15 protein-coding genes are annotated in these 14,875 nt (G+C 65.3%); 8 read left to right on the forward strand and 7 right to left on the reverse strand.

The genetic code is table 11. From position 1 onward, the window contains the following. Positions 1–13 precede the first annotated feature (13 nt). A complete protein-coding gene (locus HUA75_RS27080; protein WP_174487997.1) occupies positions 14–793 on the reverse strand; it encodes a class I SAM-dependent methyltransferase in 780 nt (259 codons plus the stop codon). Between the two features lie 107 nt (positions 794–900). On the opposite strand from HUA75_RS27080, the gene HUA75_RS27085 reads away from it, so the two are divergent. The 6 genes from HUA75_RS27085 to HUA75_RS27115 all read left to right on the forward strand — a co-directional run bounded on the left by HUA75_RS27085 (position 901) and on the right by HUA75_RS27115 (position 7,098). Beyond that, positions 901–2,184 carry a citrate synthase gene (locus HUA75_RS27085; protein ID WP_174487998.1) on the forward strand — a complete coding sequence of 428 codons (1,284 nt, stop codon included), beginning with the start codon at positions 901–903 and terminating at the stop codon, positions 2,182–2,184. 1,316 nt (positions 2,185–3,500) lie between these two features. Beyond that, on the forward strand, positions 3,501–4,181 hold the full coding sequence (locus HUA75_RS47980; protein ID WP_174488332.1) for an RHS repeat-associated core domain-containing protein: 681 nt from the start codon (positions 3,501–3,503) through the stop codon (positions 4,179–4,181). A 313-nt stretch (positions 4,182–4,494) separates the two neighbouring features. Then, positions 4,495–4,701 carry a hypothetical protein gene (locus HUA75_RS27095; protein WP_174487912.1) on the forward strand — a complete coding sequence of 69 codons (207 nt, stop codon included), beginning with the start codon at positions 4,495–4,497 and terminating at the stop codon, positions 4,699–4,701. Between the two features lie 334 nt (positions 4,702–5,035). After that, the gene (locus tag HUA75_RS27105; protein WP_174488000.1) at positions 5,036–5,323 is read left to right on the forward strand and encodes a hypothetical protein; all 288 of its coding nucleotides are present in this window, start codon (positions 5,036–5,038) and stop codon (positions 5,321–5,323) included. Between the two features lie 184 nt (positions 5,324–5,507). Further along, on the forward strand, positions 5,508–5,819 hold the full coding sequence (locus HUA75_RS27110; protein WP_217446296.1) for a hypothetical protein: 312 nt from the start codon (positions 5,508–5,510) through the stop codon (positions 5,817–5,819). Positions 5,820–6,801: 982 nt separating this feature from the next. After that, positions 6,802–7,098, forward strand: coding sequence for a hypothetical protein (locus tag HUA75_RS27115; protein WP_174488333.1), 297 nt, complete (start codon positions 6,802–6,804; stop codon positions 7,096–7,098). A 110-nt stretch (positions 7,099–7,208) separates the two neighbouring features. On the opposite strand, the gene ychF is transcribed toward HUA75_RS27115, so the two are convergent. The 6 genes from ychF to HUA75_RS27145 form a co-directional block, all read right to left on the reverse strand. Beyond that, positions 7,209–8,318 carry a redox-regulated ATPase YchF gene (gene ychF, locus HUA75_RS27120; RefSeq protein WP_174488002.1) on the reverse strand — a complete coding sequence of 370 codons (1,110 nt, stop codon included), beginning with the start codon at positions 8,316–8,318 and terminating at the stop codon, positions 7,209–7,211. Between the two features lie 45 nt (positions 8,319–8,363). Further along, positions 8,364–8,915, reverse strand: a complete 552-nt coding sequence (gene atpF, locus HUA75_RS27125; RefSeq protein WP_141647850.1) for a F0F1 ATP synthase subunit B — start codon at positions 8,913–8,915, stop codon at positions 8,364–8,366. Between the two features lie 127 nt (positions 8,916–9,042). Continuing rightward, positions 9,043–9,276, reverse strand: coding sequence for an ATP synthase F0 subunit C (locus tag HUA75_RS27130; protein WP_141647851.1), 234 nt, complete (start codon positions 9,274–9,276; stop codon positions 9,043–9,045). Between the two features lie 137 nt (positions 9,277–9,413). Then, positions 9,414–10,460 carry a F0F1 ATP synthase subunit A gene (atpB, locus tag HUA75_RS27135; RefSeq protein ID WP_174488003.1) on the reverse strand — a complete coding sequence of 349 codons (1,047 nt, stop codon included), beginning with the start codon at positions 10,458–10,460 and terminating at the stop codon, positions 9,414–9,416. Next, complete coding sequence (locus tag HUA75_RS27140; RefSeq protein ID WP_174457007.1) at positions 10,460–10,864, reverse strand: hypothetical protein; 405 nt, start codon at positions 10,862–10,864, stop codon at positions 10,460–10,462. Before HUA75_RS27140 ends, atpB begins: the two co-directional genes overlap by 1 nt. Then, positions 10,861–11,127 (reverse strand): AtpZ/AtpI family protein, encoded by a 267-nt coding sequence (locus HUA75_RS27145; RefSeq protein WP_174457008.1) that lies wholly within the window; start codon positions 11,125–11,127, stop codon positions 10,861–10,863. Before HUA75_RS27145 ends, HUA75_RS27140 begins: the two co-directional genes overlap by 4 nt. A 329-nt stretch (positions 11,128–11,456) precedes the next feature. On the opposite strand from HUA75_RS27145, the gene HUA75_RS27150 reads away from it, so the two are divergent. Both HUA75_RS27150 and HUA75_RS27155 read left to right on the forward strand, forming a co-directional pair. Continuing rightward, a complete protein-coding gene (locus HUA75_RS27150; protein WP_141647718.1) occupies positions 11,457–11,975 on the forward strand; it encodes a YbhB/YbcL family Raf kinase inhibitor-like protein in 519 nt (172 codons plus the stop codon). Positions 11,976–12,227: 252 nt separating this feature from the next. Continuing rightward, positions 12,228–14,864, forward strand: a complete 2,637-nt coding sequence (locus HUA75_RS27155; RefSeq protein WP_371746199.1) for a GAF domain-containing protein — start codon at positions 12,228–12,230, stop codon at positions 14,862–14,864. The last annotated feature ends 11 nt before the right edge of the window (positions 14,865–14,875 follow it).

The following is a 14,875-nucleotide window of genomic DNA, read 5'->3' on the forward strand; positions in this document are numbered from 1 at the left end:
GTGTACTCCGGGTTCAGGGACGCGTGGCGATGAGGGCGAAGACGCGGTGAGGGATGTCGAGCGCGGAGTGAGGGAATCGCTCGGCGAGGAGTCGGGCGTGGGCGGCGTCGAAGCGCTCCACGTCATCCGGAGGCAGGGTGGCGCCGACCATGGCGCTGGCGCGGGAGCGGCCTCGCCAGGACTCGTGGGTGTAGGGCAGGAGCACGTCGAAGGAGAAGGTCTCCAGCGGTGTGAAGCCCGCATCGCTGACGTCACGGAGCCACTGCGGGTAGAGGCCGACGCCGCAGCCGAAGCGAGCGTGGTCCGGTGGATTGGGATTGAAGGCGTCCATGAGGGCCTCGGTGGCGGCGACGACGTTGCCGGGCAGGGATATCCAGTCGAGGTGCGCGATGACGAGCTTGCCGCCAGGAACGAGCAGGCGAGCGGCCTCGCGCGCGGCGGCGGGACGGTCGAACCAATGCCAGCACTGACCTGCTGTCACGAGGTCAAACGCGCCGGAAGGCAGGCCCGTGGCCTCGGCGGGGGCTTCGAGTGAGTCGATGGACAGACCTGCCTCGGAGGCGAGCTGGCGGCCGGCCGCGAGCATGGACGCGGACACATCGAGCGCGGTGACCGAGCAGCCGTGTCGCGCGAGTCCTCGTGCGACGGTGCCAGTGCCGGAGCCGACATCCACGGCACGGAGTCCGGGGCGGAGGACGTTCTCTCGGGCCAGACGGGTGAAGAAGGCGTCCGGGAAGCCCATGCGGTGTTTCGAGTAGTCCTCGGACGTGCGACCAAAGTCGACGACAGGCATGACAGTGCTCCTCTCGCGTCGTCCCGAGCGCCGAGTGAGCCCAAGGGCTCACATCGACAATGGAATCGAGTCGAGTCGACAATGCGTGTTCAGGAGGTTGCGGAGATATGAGTAGACGCAAGGGTGGACGCTCTCAATCTCGATTCGACCATCGACCCGAGGAGGAGCTCGTCACGGCGGTGGAGGCGGCGGCGCTCCTGGGGGTGAAGCGGGCGACGCTGTACACGTACGTGAGCCGAGGGCTCGTGCGCTGCGTGCCCGAGCCGGGGACGAAGGAGAACCGCTATGTGCGCTCGGATTTGGAGCGCCTGAAGACAAGGCATGACGCACGTGCGGGGCACGCGGCGGTGGCCTCGGGGGCGCTGCGCTGGGGTGAGCCGGTCATCGACTCGTCGGTGTCACAGGTGGGCGCGGAGGGGCTGGCGTACCGGGGACACTCGGCGGTGGCGCTGGCGCTGGAGGGGCGGAGTCTCGAAGCGGTGGCGGAGTTGCTGTGGACGGGGAGGCTCCCGGAGCAGGACCCACGGTGGGCGAGCGAGGAGCCACCGTTTCCACCGTCGGAGCTGGCGAGACTGTTGCCGCGAGACACACCTCCGGTGGCAGCGCTGTCCGCACTGGTGCCACTGCTGGCGGCCAGGGATGTGGTGCGCTTCGCCGCGCCGCCCGAACAGGAGAAGGTGCGGGCGAGACGGCTGCTGCGTCAGTTGGCGTCGTGGGTGTGCGTGGCGCATGCACCGGGGCGGGTGGCGCGGGCACTACGGGCGGGGACAGTGGCGGAGTCACTGGCGCTGGCGTGGGACTCCAAGGTGAAGCGGGCACCGGAGTTGCTCAATCGCGCGCTGGTGTTGTGCGCGGACCATGAGCTGAATGTGTCGACCTTCACTGCGCGGGTGACGGCGTCGTCGGGAGCGGACCTGTACGCGTGCCTGTGCGCGGCACTGGGAGCGCTGTCGGGGCCGAGGCACGGTGGGGCGTGTGACAGGGTGGAGGCGCTGTTGACGGAGGTGGGGAAGCCAGAGCGCGCGGCGGCCGTGGTGTACGAGCGGCTGCGCCGAGGCGAGGCGGTGCCCGGCTTCGGCCACCAGCTGTACCCCGAAGGAGACCCGAGGTCCCCGCCCATCATCGAGGCGGCAAGGGAGGTACGACCGGAGGTGCCGAGAGTCAAAGTGGCAAGAGCGGTCCAGGAGGCAATGACAGAAGCGGGGCATCCAGCGCCGTCAGTGGACCTGGGACTGGTGATGCTGGCGGACGCGCTGGGCCTGCCCACGGGAGCGGCGGCGACAATCTTCGCGGTGGGACGCGCGACAGGCTGGGTCGCACACATCCTGGAGCAGCGGGAGCAGGGCCACCTTCTTCGCCCCAGGGCACGCTACGTGCAATCGCCTCGGTAATGTCTTCCCTCCTCGTTCGCGATGCTAAGCGAACCCAGAGGCTTGAATCAGAGAGCGTGGTCCTGTCGTGGCCCTACTGGATATTCATTTCCAGAACCGACACAGGCATCCCTCGTGGATTCTATGCCTGGGACCCAAGCAGGGAGGGCCCTCTACACGTTCGGCATTGCGTCATCAGTATAGATGGAATCATCCGACGAGAGAGCCCTTTTCAAGTTGTCGGACTGAACGCGTCTGGTACTTGAATACAGATTGCCGGACAAAATACGCCAGGGAGATCCTCAACGCCCATCACATGCAGAGTGCGTCAATGCCCGCTCACAGGGAAAGTGTCACATGAAAATCCACAGACAGACGATTCTTTCAATTATATTAATATTCTCTCCTACTCGCGAGCCGTAGCAAGGACTCGGAGAACATCACTCCGCCTCAGCCTCAAACCTCTGCCGCCACTGCAACCGTCCTCAGTGAGCATCGGTTCAAGCCAGCGGACAGGCAAGTCGCCCCCAAAGCACTTGGTCAAAGCTGCTCATCAGCGGGACCTGGCGAATGCGCTTCGGGCATCTGCGTGCATACAGGGGCAGCACGGGACACGGGATACATCTGCAGCCAGCGCTGTGGCCAAGGAAGTCCCTGTCTCCAAGGGAGGCGCTGCACACGCACCCACCCTTCTGACCCGTCCGCGAGTCGTTGCCTTCCCATCGAAGGCAACGACACCATTTCTCATCCCTAACTTCCGAGCGAAGCCCCACACCATGAGAACAAGTTCTCCGCCACCAGGGCACGTCCTCTTTCGCCCTCCTAGTCTCGCGCTGCTGGTATTCATTTTCTCCCTTTTGACGCCCATGTTGGCGAGAGCCGCAGGCCAGTTCTCAGTCTGCCAGGAAGCTCCTGATGGACGGCTCTTCATCTGGACCTGCGCATGTGGCAAGGACGCTGCAGGGAACGCAGCCCAGATGTATTGTGATGGGCTCCATCATGCATGTGGCAGCGGAAACTGCCTCTATCCGCCGACAGGCAACCTTGAGGACATCGGCTATTATGACTGCTGTGCCACCGGGCTCCTCTGTATCGAAGGTAAAGCCCACGGGGATATCCTCGGCGGTGTCGAGACATGTGATGAGCCCTGGGCGGAATGCACGATAGGTGGAGAGTGCCGTGCTCCCAATAACCTCTGCCAGGTGGGTCGATGCGAAGGATCCGCCGGCAGCATCAGCATGACGACTGGCCCCCCCCCAACACAAAGAAACTCACTGCGAATACTCCGAAGACACGGACTGTCACGACGATGATGAAGGGGATGATAGTACCATGACATCGAGACGGATCTTTTCGAAAACTGGAATCGCTATTACGATCCAGCAACGGGGCGATACCTTCAACCAGAACCGATGATGTTGCTCCAACCGAAAGCTGCCGTCTGGCCCGCATACTCGTACGCAAAGAACAACCCTGTGTCATTCACAGACCCAACCGGTCTATTCACTGTCGGCGACCGCCTATCGCAGTGCCCAACATTCAACATCGCACAAGAGCGCGCGCGAAAGATGGCTGGATGCGATCCGAGCGGAACCAATTCATCCTCCTCTTGTAATCGATGTCAGAACGCCATCAAAGCCTGCGACAGCGGATGCAACGTCTGCGAAAGCCTCCGAACAGAGGCAGGACCCGATGCGGCGTTTGTGCCAAAGGGACCCGTCACCGTTGTCCCTCGAGACTCAGCACTCTTTTTAAATGGCTACAGCGGAGACAGAGCCATACAAATCGCCGAGAACTGGGTCCTGTTCAGAATCATTGATCGATACGATTTCAACACGGCACTATGCACACCCGAAATGATAGACATACTCGCACCAACCCCTGTCCATGAAGCCATGCATCAGTGCAACATCGGGAAAATTTCGGACGACAGGACAAAGCCAAGCAAGTCGGGCTGTTCCGCCGAGGCACTTGAATTGGTTTGCGCGGGAGAAGGAGGTGCCAATGGCCGCCCTTAAGAGATCCATTTTCTTGGCCCTCGTTATCACCACAGCGATCCTTGCTACTTGGCTCGTCTCTGGGAATTATGGAGATTGTCTCATTGATGAAGACTGTCGCGGGGGACATCAATACTGCATGGGTTGGCTAAGGGAGGCAATCCCGCCATCAAAACCTTGGTGGGCCCGACTCCAGTCGTATCGAAGTTGCGAAACTCTCTGCGGAGATAGTTACCCAGCCTGTCCGGATGGTTATATCTGCGCAGGTTCGGCCCATGGCGCTCCACCAATTTGTGCACCAATACGCGGTAGATAGGGTACGAAACCACAGTTCATGATTCTCGGCCGAGTTCAGGCGTTACGCTTGAACTCGGTCTGGCGCAGATGTGGGCGCACCACATTATCCATCGCAATCAGCGAAGCAACCCATCACTTGTTCCAGAAGTTACCTAACGCGAGCATCATCAGCATCGAGGGTGTCAGCTACCGCCGCCGCGTCGCCGAGGAGTCGCGCGCCGAGCGCAAGGCAAAAAAGGGTTGACTCTCTCCTCCATCTCTCGCAGCCACCGGCTCCGCTCGCCGCTCTCTCTTCCAGGGCGGCAGTGGGGTCGCCCTGCCTCGATGACCCGATTTCCGCACCCAACGATGACCACCTACGTGACCAGATTCCCGCGCTCCTCGATGACCGCCAACAGACTGCCGCTTCCACCGGGGCGTGGGGCGCGCGGCGGGCTGGGTCGCGCACATCCTGGAGCAGCGGGAGCAGGGCCACCTGCTTCGCCCCAGGGCACGCTACGTGCAATCGCCTCGGCAATGACTTCCCTCCCTATTCGAGCCGACGCGCGAGCCCCGATGTTTGAATCGGAGAGCGTGGGATGAGACCCCTGCACATCGTGGTGGCCCTCATCATCTTCGCGGCCTGCGTGATCCTCTCGTGGCCCTACTGGATATTCATGTCCCGAACCGATACAGGCGTCCCCCGTGGATTCTATGCCTGCGGCCCATTTGAAGAAGAGGGCACACTGCGCGTTCGGTATTGCATCGTCGGTGTCGACGGAATCATCCTGCGCGATGAGCGCACTGCGAGCGGTCGGACTGAACGCATCTGGTATTTGAATGCGAATGGCCGGACAGAATACGCCAGAGAGGTCATCAATCCATGAGCCGATTTCGACAGGCTCAGCATTGCCCCTCCCATGTGGTACCCGCTGAGCTGGAGCAATATCCATGACATCGATTTGCGCTGGACTCGCGATTTTTGGCCTTTGCTTGCCTGTGCCAGGACATCCTGTGGACAGCGTGACAGCCGCGGGCTGGGTGAACCAGTCAGAGGAGAAGGACACTTGGATGTCCGTACGCATGCTCGCCTCGAATTCGTACCAACTCGGGGCTCTTGTCGAGGGCGACCTGAAGCGCGTGATGAGTGTGTGGCTACGGGAGTCGCGCTCGTCGGACCGTGAGAAGCCCGATTCTCCCCTGCGCCGCGCCCTCGAACAGGCTTGTGGTGGCGCGAAGGAAGGCAAGCCGTGTCGCTTCCAGGGATACTCATTCTGGCGAATCGAGTGCGGCGGAGGATTCCTTTTGTATTCGACGGAACTGAGTCCCGACCGGCATCAACTTCAAGAAGATTGCAAACGTTTCGGTGCGCTATTGAAGTAAACAAGTGCTCTCCGAACTATGCGGTGCCCGTCGAGCAGGAAGAGGCTTGAATTGCCCATGCGATTGAGCAGGAAGGCCATACTCGTGAGAGTGGGTGTCGGGGTCGCTATCTTGGCGGCTGGCGCACTACAAGTCTGGTCTGAATCAGCGTACTTCACAGCCAAGTCCAAGCAGGAACTTCAAGAAGTAGCAACAGCGGTCGTTGCCTACAAAAGGGCAACAGGAACGTGGCCTCAATCGCTGGAGGAGTTGGCCCCACCCAAATGTGCGGGTGACGCATGCATTCTGCTTGGAATTCCCAGAAATGAATACGGCAGAGACTACACGCTCTTCACCGAAGAGGGATGTCTCGCTGTCAGGTCTCCCAGTCATGATGCGCAACGAAGTTCCGACGGCAGAGTCGTCCGCATCCCAGAATCATGTCAGCCCAACAAAGAGCCCTGACCGCGGCTCACCGCCACGTAGCCGACCCAACCACAATCCCACTAAGGAACCGTGGCCTCATTATCAGCGAAGACCATTCTCGGCGCATTCATACGCACAGGCGCCATCATGCTCGCGTCTGCATGCGCAGGTGAGGAAAGCGTCCCGCGAGCAGATGGACGAATCTGTAAAGTCTCCAAGGGAGACACGAGCACCGCCGTCATCGCGAAGTGCGGCAATCCATGCGCAAGCGGAGTGCTCCCCAAGGGCCCGTGCCGCTCAAACCAATCTTTCTTCAGCGTCGAGCTCTGCTCAAACTGGTGCAGGATATACGGCGATACGGCTGTTTGCTCCGTGTACGAAGGGGAAGGGGTGGTTTCGATCCTCGAAATAACCTCGGGCCAACTGTCCACGCTCTCGGCTTGCCACTGGTAGCGCCGCCTCCCTCGTCGTGAGCGTCCGACTTCGTGGCGACATAGCCCCCCCACCGATGTCGCCTTCCCGCCACCCCGCGCACTCCCAGGTTGGCCGCACGCGCCACACGGTGGACACTGCGCCCGTGGACCCACGACGCGCCTATCCTCGATTCGCCATCGCCTCCCTCTTGGGCAACGTCGCCTTCCTCGCCTCCTGGGGTGTCCTGCTCTCACGCCCCTCTGGATGGCTCGTGGCAGGCCCCATCCTCCTGGCCCTCTTCGTCATCCTCCGCGTGGGCGGCATGTGGCTCTACGCCCGCCAGCAGACGGAAGGCAGCCCGCGCATCCGCCGCGCCGCCATCTTCACCACCCTGCTCGCCTTCGTCGGCGTCGGCCTCTGGGTCCTCACCGCCGTGCGCGGCCCCACCATCAGCTTCTGAGCCGCCCCCAGAAACGCCTCGCGGGCGCTCCCAGAAGGCCCCCCCAAGGCCCTCCAGAACGCGCCCGCGCGGTACATCAGCTCGCGGCTTCAGAGGGCCGCGTCAGCCCGTCACACGTTGAAGCGGAAGTGCATGCAGTCGCCGTCCTTCACGACGTACTCCTTGCCCTCCATCCGCAGCATGCCCTTCTCCTTCACCGCGGACTCACTGCCCAGCTTCACCAGGTCCTCCCAGCGCATCACCTCGGCCTTGATGAAGCCCCGCTCGAAGTCCGAGTGGATGACGCCCGCCGCCTGCGGCGCCGTGTAGCCCTTGTGAATCGTCCAGGCGCGGCACTCCTGCTCGCCCACCGTGAAGTACGTCCACAGGCCCAACAGCGTGTAGCCCGCCCGCACCACCTTGTGCAGGCCCGGCTCCGTCAGCCCCGCGCTCTCCAGGAAGCCCGGACGCTCGGCCTCGGGGAGCTGCTGGATTTCCGACTCCAGCGCCGCCGCGAGCACCACCACGCCGAAGCCCTCCTTCGCGGCCATCTCCTTCACCGCCGCGACGTGCTTGTTGGCGTCTTCCTTGCCAATCTCGCTCTCGCCGATGTTCGCCACATACAACACCGGCTTGTCCGTCAGCAGGAACAGGTCGTGGATGACGGCCTTCTCCTCCTCGGTCAGCTTCTGCGCCCGCACCGTGATGGCGGCATCCAGCCCGGCCTTCACGCGGTCCAGCAGGGCGACCTCGGCCTTGGCCTCGTCACCAGCCTTGCCGCCCATCTTCGTGTTCTTCAAGGAGCGCTCGCGGCGCTTCTCAACCGTCTCCAGGTCCTTGAGGCACAGCTCCGTGTCGACCACGTCCCGGTCCCTCACCGGATTCACCCCGCCCTCGACGTGGGTGACGTTGTCGTCCTCGAAGCAGCGCAGCACGTGCAGCACCGCGTCCACCTGGCGGATGTTGCCCAGGAACTGGTTGCCCAGGCCTTCGCCCTTGGAGGCGCCGCGCACCAGGCCGGCGATGTCCACGAACTCCAGCGACGTGGGGACCTTCTTCAGCGGCTTGATGAGCTCGGAGAGCTTGTCCAGCCGCTCGTCCGGCACGGGCACCACGCCCACGTTGGGCTCGATGGTGCAGAAGGGGTAGTTGGCCGCCTGTGCGCCCGCGGCCGACAGCGCGTTGAACAGGGTGGACTTGCCCACGTTGGGCAGCCCGACGATTCCGATGGATAGCGCCATGGTGATTCCCTGGAACACGCGCGCCGGGGGGCGCGCTTCCCCGAACTAGGCCGACCGGCGGACGCCGGCGTTGCCGGAGCCGCTCAGCGGAAGGCCCTTCACGAACTGCTCGGCCAGCGCGCGGTGCTTGCTGTCGTCCATGCGCTCGCCGATGAGCTTGCCAGCCACATCCATGGCCAGGTCCACCGCCATGGCGCGGACCTCGGCGATGGCCTTCGTCTTCTGCTCGTCGATTTCACGACGCGCGCTCAGCTTCAGCTCCTCCGCCTCCTTGCGGCTCTTCGCCATCAGCTCCTCGCGGAACTTCTCCATCTCCTGCTGGTTGCGGCGCGTCTCCTCGGCGGCCTGACGGCGGGCCTCGGAAATGGCCGTCTTCTGGTCGGCCAAGAGCTTCTCCGCCTCGGCGCGCTCACGCTTGGCGCTCTCGATGGCGGCGGAAATCTGCTTCTCACGCTCCTCGACCAGCTGAAGGATGGGTCCCCACGCCTTCGCCTTCAGGACGAAGAACACGATGACGAAGGTGACAAGGGTCCAGAAGATGAGGCCCGGCTGGACGCTCACGAGGCTGCTGGCGGCGAGGACGTTGGGCAGGAACATGGTGGCGTGTCCGGCGTGAGGGAGGAGACAGCGAGGGAGTCTTCAGGGTGAAACAGCCTGCGAAGAGGCACCGGCACCCGCGATGTGACCCGCGAGCACCGGCGCTTCCCAGGCACCTGCGTTGAAACTAGGCGGTCTTGGTCGCCAGCAGAACGCAAACAACCAGCGCGAACAGCGTGGCGCCTTCGATGAGGGCCGCGGCGATGATCATCGTGGTGCGGATGTCGCCACCGGCGGCGGGCTGACGGCCCGTGGCGTCCATGGCGGCGGCGGCGAGCTTACCGATGCCGAGCGCGGCACCGATGATGGACAGGCCAGCGCCGAAACCGGCGGCGAGGAAGGCAAGAGCGAGGTTGGTCATGGCGGTGCTTCTCTTTTCTAGCGAAGGACCCACTTGTGGGGGGGTCGTGATTCCCTTCAGGACTACCTCTGACGGCCTTTCGAACCGCCAGGTCTTCTACGCGGGGCGCCCGACTGCTCGCGCCCCGCTAACCTGTCTCAGGCGTGCGCCTTGCCGTGGTCGTGGCTGCCACCCAGCTCGGAGTGGCCGTGGCCGTGGTCATCCGCGTGGCCGTGGTCGTCGTGGTGATGGCCCGTGGCCACCGCCATGCCGATGAACAGCGCCGACAGCAGCGTGAAGACGTACGCCTGCACGAAGGCCACGAACAGCTCCAGCAGGTAGATGGCGAACGCGAAGGGCACGCTCACCACCGCCACCGCGGGATGGCCGAGGATGAAGATGAGGCCGATGAGGAAGAAGAGGACGATGTGGCCCGCCAGCATGTTGGCGAAAAGACGCATCGTGAGGGCGAAGGGCTTGGAGATGAGCCCGAGGATTTCCACGGGGATCATGATGATCCACAGCGTCCAGTGGACGCCGCCCGTCAGGTGCTTCAGGTAGCCGCCCAGGCCCGCCGAGCGGATGCCCGCCGCCTGCGTCACGAAGAAGGTGCACAGCGCCAGGCCGCACGTGACAGCCAGGTTGCCGGTGGCCGTGGCCATCCAGGGGACGAGGCCCAGCAGGTTCATGAAGAGGATGAAGAAGAACGCGGTCAGCAGATACGGCACGTAGCGCGGGCCGTCCTCCTTGCCGATGTTCTTGATGGCCATCTCGTCACGAACGAAGAGCACCAGCATCTCGATGAGGTTGGCGCCCGTACCGCGCGGCACCAGCTTCGTCTTGTCGCGGCTGCTCCAGATAAAGATGGTGGCCAGGAGCAGCAGCGCCGCCAGCCACATCATCACCGTGTGCTTGGTGATGGAGAGGTCCAGGCAGCCCGCCATCAGCCCCGGCCAACCGGTGGGCGCCACCAGCCCGTGGTCCGTCATCACCGGCTCGCAGCTGCCGATGCGCAGCGGCGGAATCGCGCCCAGGTGGATGGGCTGGCTGAGCGGGACCTCGAGCTCGAAGTCGTTCGTGTCCGCGACGTGGTGGAGGATGTAGTCCGGAACACTCGGCTCGCTTCCCTCACCGTGGCCCCCGGACTCCGAAGCCCACGCCGTGGCCACGAACAGAGAGGCGAACAGCACCATTGCCTTGCGCATCACTCGTCTCCGCCCGCCGCGCCCTTGGACGCGGCCATCACGTAGCTGACTTCAATCCATTGCAGCGCGAAGTAGACGCCAAAGAAGCCGGCGATGAACGGCACCGGCTGCAGACCTCGCGAAATCATCCCCAAGAGCCCCACCAACACCGCCACCGCCCGCAGGCCGAAGACCACCGCCACCACCTTCATGGCCGCCTTCAGGTCTTGCTTCACCGCCCGCCGCTTCAACAACAGCGCCACCACGCCCGTCACCGCCGCCAGACCCACACCCCACAGCGCCGACACCCGGTTTTCCACCACCGTCGGCAACAGCCCCGCCACGGCCGCGCCCACCACCGCCACCCCGGCCGCCAGCCCCGCGTGGGAGCCGAAAGGGTCCTTCTCTTCGCCCTGCCCCGTCACTTCCGCTTCCCCAGTCGGGCCATCTCCCGGAGGAATCCGTAGAAGCCCACGCAGATACCCAGCAGGCTCAACCCCAGGAGCAGCCACGGCGCCGTTCCCAGCTTTCCGTCCAGCCAGTAGCCGCCCAGCACGCCCACCACCGCCCCACCCACCAGCTTCCACACCGCCGAGACGTAGGGCTCGGCCGCCCGCATGTGGCGAGCCATGGGTCCCAGCTCGCTGCCGTCCGAACCGACCTTATTTGGGGGTTCTTGCTCCACCATTCGGACGCCTCCCCAAACCCTGGGAAACCCTCGGATTTCCCATGCCACCCGATCCAACCCCTTCACACGCGGGCGCCGCTTAACACCGAATGAGCGACACGTGCAACCGCTACAGTGTCCCGGCACGGGACAGCGCCAGCGGGGGTTGCGGCACCGGCAAGCGCAGCTATCACCTCCAGAGCGGGAGCCGGCCCTTTTCGCGAGTCTCACCGAGGGCCCGCCCGCCCCGCTCCCCTGGTGCCCGGCGCCCCAGCGGCTGGGGCGTCGCTCATCCGCGCCGGGGTGTGCGCGTCGCCAGCTTGCTCCTATCCCGATTGTCGGAGGACTCCATGCCCAAGCCCCTCGTGCTGACGTCCCCCCGTTTCAAGGACGGGGACCTCATCCCCATCGCCTTCACCGGCGAAGGAGAGGACACCGCCCCACCCCTGCACTGGGAGAACCCACCCGCCGGGACGAAGAGCCTGGCGCTCATCGTCGAGGACCCGGATGCTCCGGACCCCAAGCATCCCCAGCGCATCTTCTGCCACCAGGTCCTCTACAACATCCCCCCGGGCGCCCAGGGGCTGCCGGAGGGGGCCCAGGTGGACGTGCTGCCCCCAGGGACGCGGGTGGGGCTCAACGACTTCGGCCACCAGGCGTACGGGGGCCCCATGCCCCCCATCGGCCGGCACCGGTACTTCTTCAAGCTGTACGCCCTGGACGTCGTGCTGCCGAACCTGGGCCGGCCTACCCGCAGGGATTTGTTGAAGGCGATGGAGGGCCACATCGTGGGCCAGGCGGACCTCATCGGCCTGTACGAGAAGGTCCACCACCGGGGCTCAGCGCAGGGACCCGGCGCGTCGGCCTGAGTCGCCGCCTGCTCGCTGGGAGACCTGACGAGTTCATGGACTGACTTGTGGGCGGAGCCCTCGTTTCCGGGCCCGCCCGCATCATTTCCTGTCATCGCCCGCATCGCGCGTGACGCGCGTCAACACATGACACGGGCGTCTCGCGATGTAAGGGAAAACCGCGAGTCGTTGGCCGCGTCTGTGGTCTGGTCATCTAAGTGTCGGGAGCCCCACTTCTCCACCCTTGCATGCGGTGGAAGAGTCATGGGTGCCGTGAATCCATCCATCCGGGGCGGAGCTCCCTATGGCTCCTTCGACGAGATGTCCGTTGGCGTTTGCGTCATCCGCGAGCGTCGCTTCGTGTATGTGAATGATGCGCTTGGCATGCTGGTGGGGCACCCACGTGAGCTCATCGTGGGTCGCCCGGCGACGCTCCTCCTGACGGAGTCGAGCGTGACGGAAGTGATGGAGCAGCAGTCACGCCGACTGCGCGGCGAATCGGTGTCCAGCACCTACGAGGCGGCGCTTCGCACGGCAACAGGAGAACGACAGGTGGAGATGACCATCATTCCCAGCGGGCCCGACTGGGTGGCACTGGTGCGCGACGTCACGTCGCGGGGCCTGCGGCGCAGCGTGCTCCAACGGCTGGCGGAGCTGGGCGCCGGGCTGCCCTCCCTGCGCACCGAGGGCGAGGTGCTGCGGCGGGTGTTCTCCGGGCTCGAGGAGCTGGGGCTCGCCTTCGCGTGGCTGTCACCCGAAGGTGAGGGCGTGCGGCTGGGGCAGACCTTCGTCCCCGTCGCGCTGGTGCCTCCGGACGCGCGGATGATGAGCGGACGGTGGGTGCGGGACGTGGTGGGCCGCTGGCCGTCCCTGCTGTTCCGGGCGTGGAAGGAGGGCTCGGCCTACTCGAATGACTTGTCACAGGAGGCGGCCTGGTTCCTCGACGGCGACCAGGCGGACCGCGCTCGGAGCGCGCTGAACCGGGCCGGTCCGGCGCACACCATCGCCGTGCGCATCGACGTGGAGGGCCGTCCCCGCGCGATGCTGGCGGTGGCGGGGGAATGGCTGCGCGAGGAGGAGATGGCGCCGGTGCGGCTGTTCGGCGCGCAGGTGTCCGCGGCGCTCGATGCGGCGCTCACCATCTCCCGACTGTCCGCGCAGAACACGGCGCTGGCGGCGCTCAACCGACTGGCTTCGGAGGCGGCGTCGGCGCCCCACCCGCGCGCCTTCTTCGGGCCGGGCACGGAGGAAATCGTCGGGCTGGTGGCCTGCGACGCGGTGACCATCCTGCTCCCTCAAGAGAACCAGATGGAGCTGGCGTACGCGCGCGGCATGGACCTGGACGACGCGGACACGGACCCCTTCGCGCGGCTGTGGCTGGCGGGAGGACTGTGCAACCAGGCCCAGCAGGAGGGCGCGCCGCTGGTGGTGGAGGTGGAAGACTGCCCGAACGGGCTGCGCGAGGACTTGCGACAGCGCGGCTTCCAGACGCTGGTCATCATCCCCCTGCGCGTGCGCTCCCGAGGCGTGGGCACGCTCAGCATCCTCTTCCGCGAGCCCAGGTACCTCACCCCGCTGGAGCTGGAGACGCTGCAGGCGATGGGCACCCACTTCGCGGCGGCCATCGAGACACATCGACTGTTGCAGGAGCTGCGGGGACGCGCCGAGGACATGGCGCTGCTGCACGAGGTGGCGCGGGCCCTGGCCACCACGCTGGAGCTCGACAAGCTGCTGGCCACGGGGGTTACCAGCCTCGCGCGCATCATCGACACACCGGATGCCTATGTCCTCATGCCGAACTCCACGGGCGAGTGGCTGGAGGTCCGCGCGGTGAGTGGCAGCCACCCGGAGTTGCTCGGACGCTGCCTGCCCGCGGGCGCGCCGGATGCGTCCGCCACCGGGTTGGCCTTCCTGACGCGCGAGCTGGTGATGGTGGAGGACGCCGTCACCGACGTCCGGGTGGACCAGGAGCTGCGAGACAGCTCCTCCGCGCAGGCGTTCCTGGTGCTGCCCCTGGTGGTGCGGGACAGGCCCGTCGGGGTCATGGTCGCCACGGAGACACGGAGGACCCGCCGCTTCTCCCCTGCTGAAATCGAGCGGGCGAGCGCCATCGCCAACCAGCTCGCGCTGGCCCTGGAGGGCGCGCGGCTGGTGGAGGATTTGAAGGACAGCTACGTGGAGCTGGCCCGGACGCAGGAGCAGTTGGTGCGTCGCGAGCGACTGGCGGCCCTGGGCGAGCTGTCCGCCGTGGTGGCCCACGAGGTGCGAAATCCCCTGGGCGCCATCTTCAACTCGGTGGCCTCCATCCGCAGAATCATCGGCCCGGGCAGTCCGGCCGAGCCCCTGGTGGACATCGTCGCGGAGGAGGCGGACCGCCTCAACCGCATCGTCGCGGACCTGCTCACCTTCGCTCGACCTCCCGCGCCGCATCCCCATCCAGTGCCCCTGGCGCCGCTGGTGGAAGACGCGGTGCGCGGGGCGCTCGCGGAGTCACCCGGCGCGGTCCGCGTGGAGCTGGATTTGGAGGAGGACGTCCCGCCCGTCACGGTGGACGAGCGGATGATGCGTCAGGCCTTCCTCAACCTGGCCATCAACGCGATGCAGGCCATGCCACAAGGGGGACGCCTGCGGGCCGCGGTGCGCCGCGCCGCGGGTGCGCCCGAGGTCATGGTGGAGTTCAGCGACACCGGTCCGGGCATCACCGCCGAGGTGCGCGCGCGCATCTTCGAGCCCTTCTTCACCACCAAGGCCAAGGGCACCGGACTGGGGCTCGCCGTGGTGAAGCGCATCATCGAGTCCCACCAGGGACACCTCACCCTCGACTCCCAGCCGGGCACCGGCACGTGCTTCCGCCTCTACCTGCCGTTGGATTCACCCGCTTCCACGCGCCCGCTGCTGGCCGTTCCGTGACTTGAAGTCGA

This window comes from Myxococcus sp. CA040A, from assembly GCF_013336725.1.
Lineage (GTDB): Bacteria > Myxococcota > Myxococcia > Myxococcales > Myxococcaceae > Myxococcus > Myxococcus llanfairpwllgwyngyllgogerychwyrndrobwllllantysiliogogogochensis.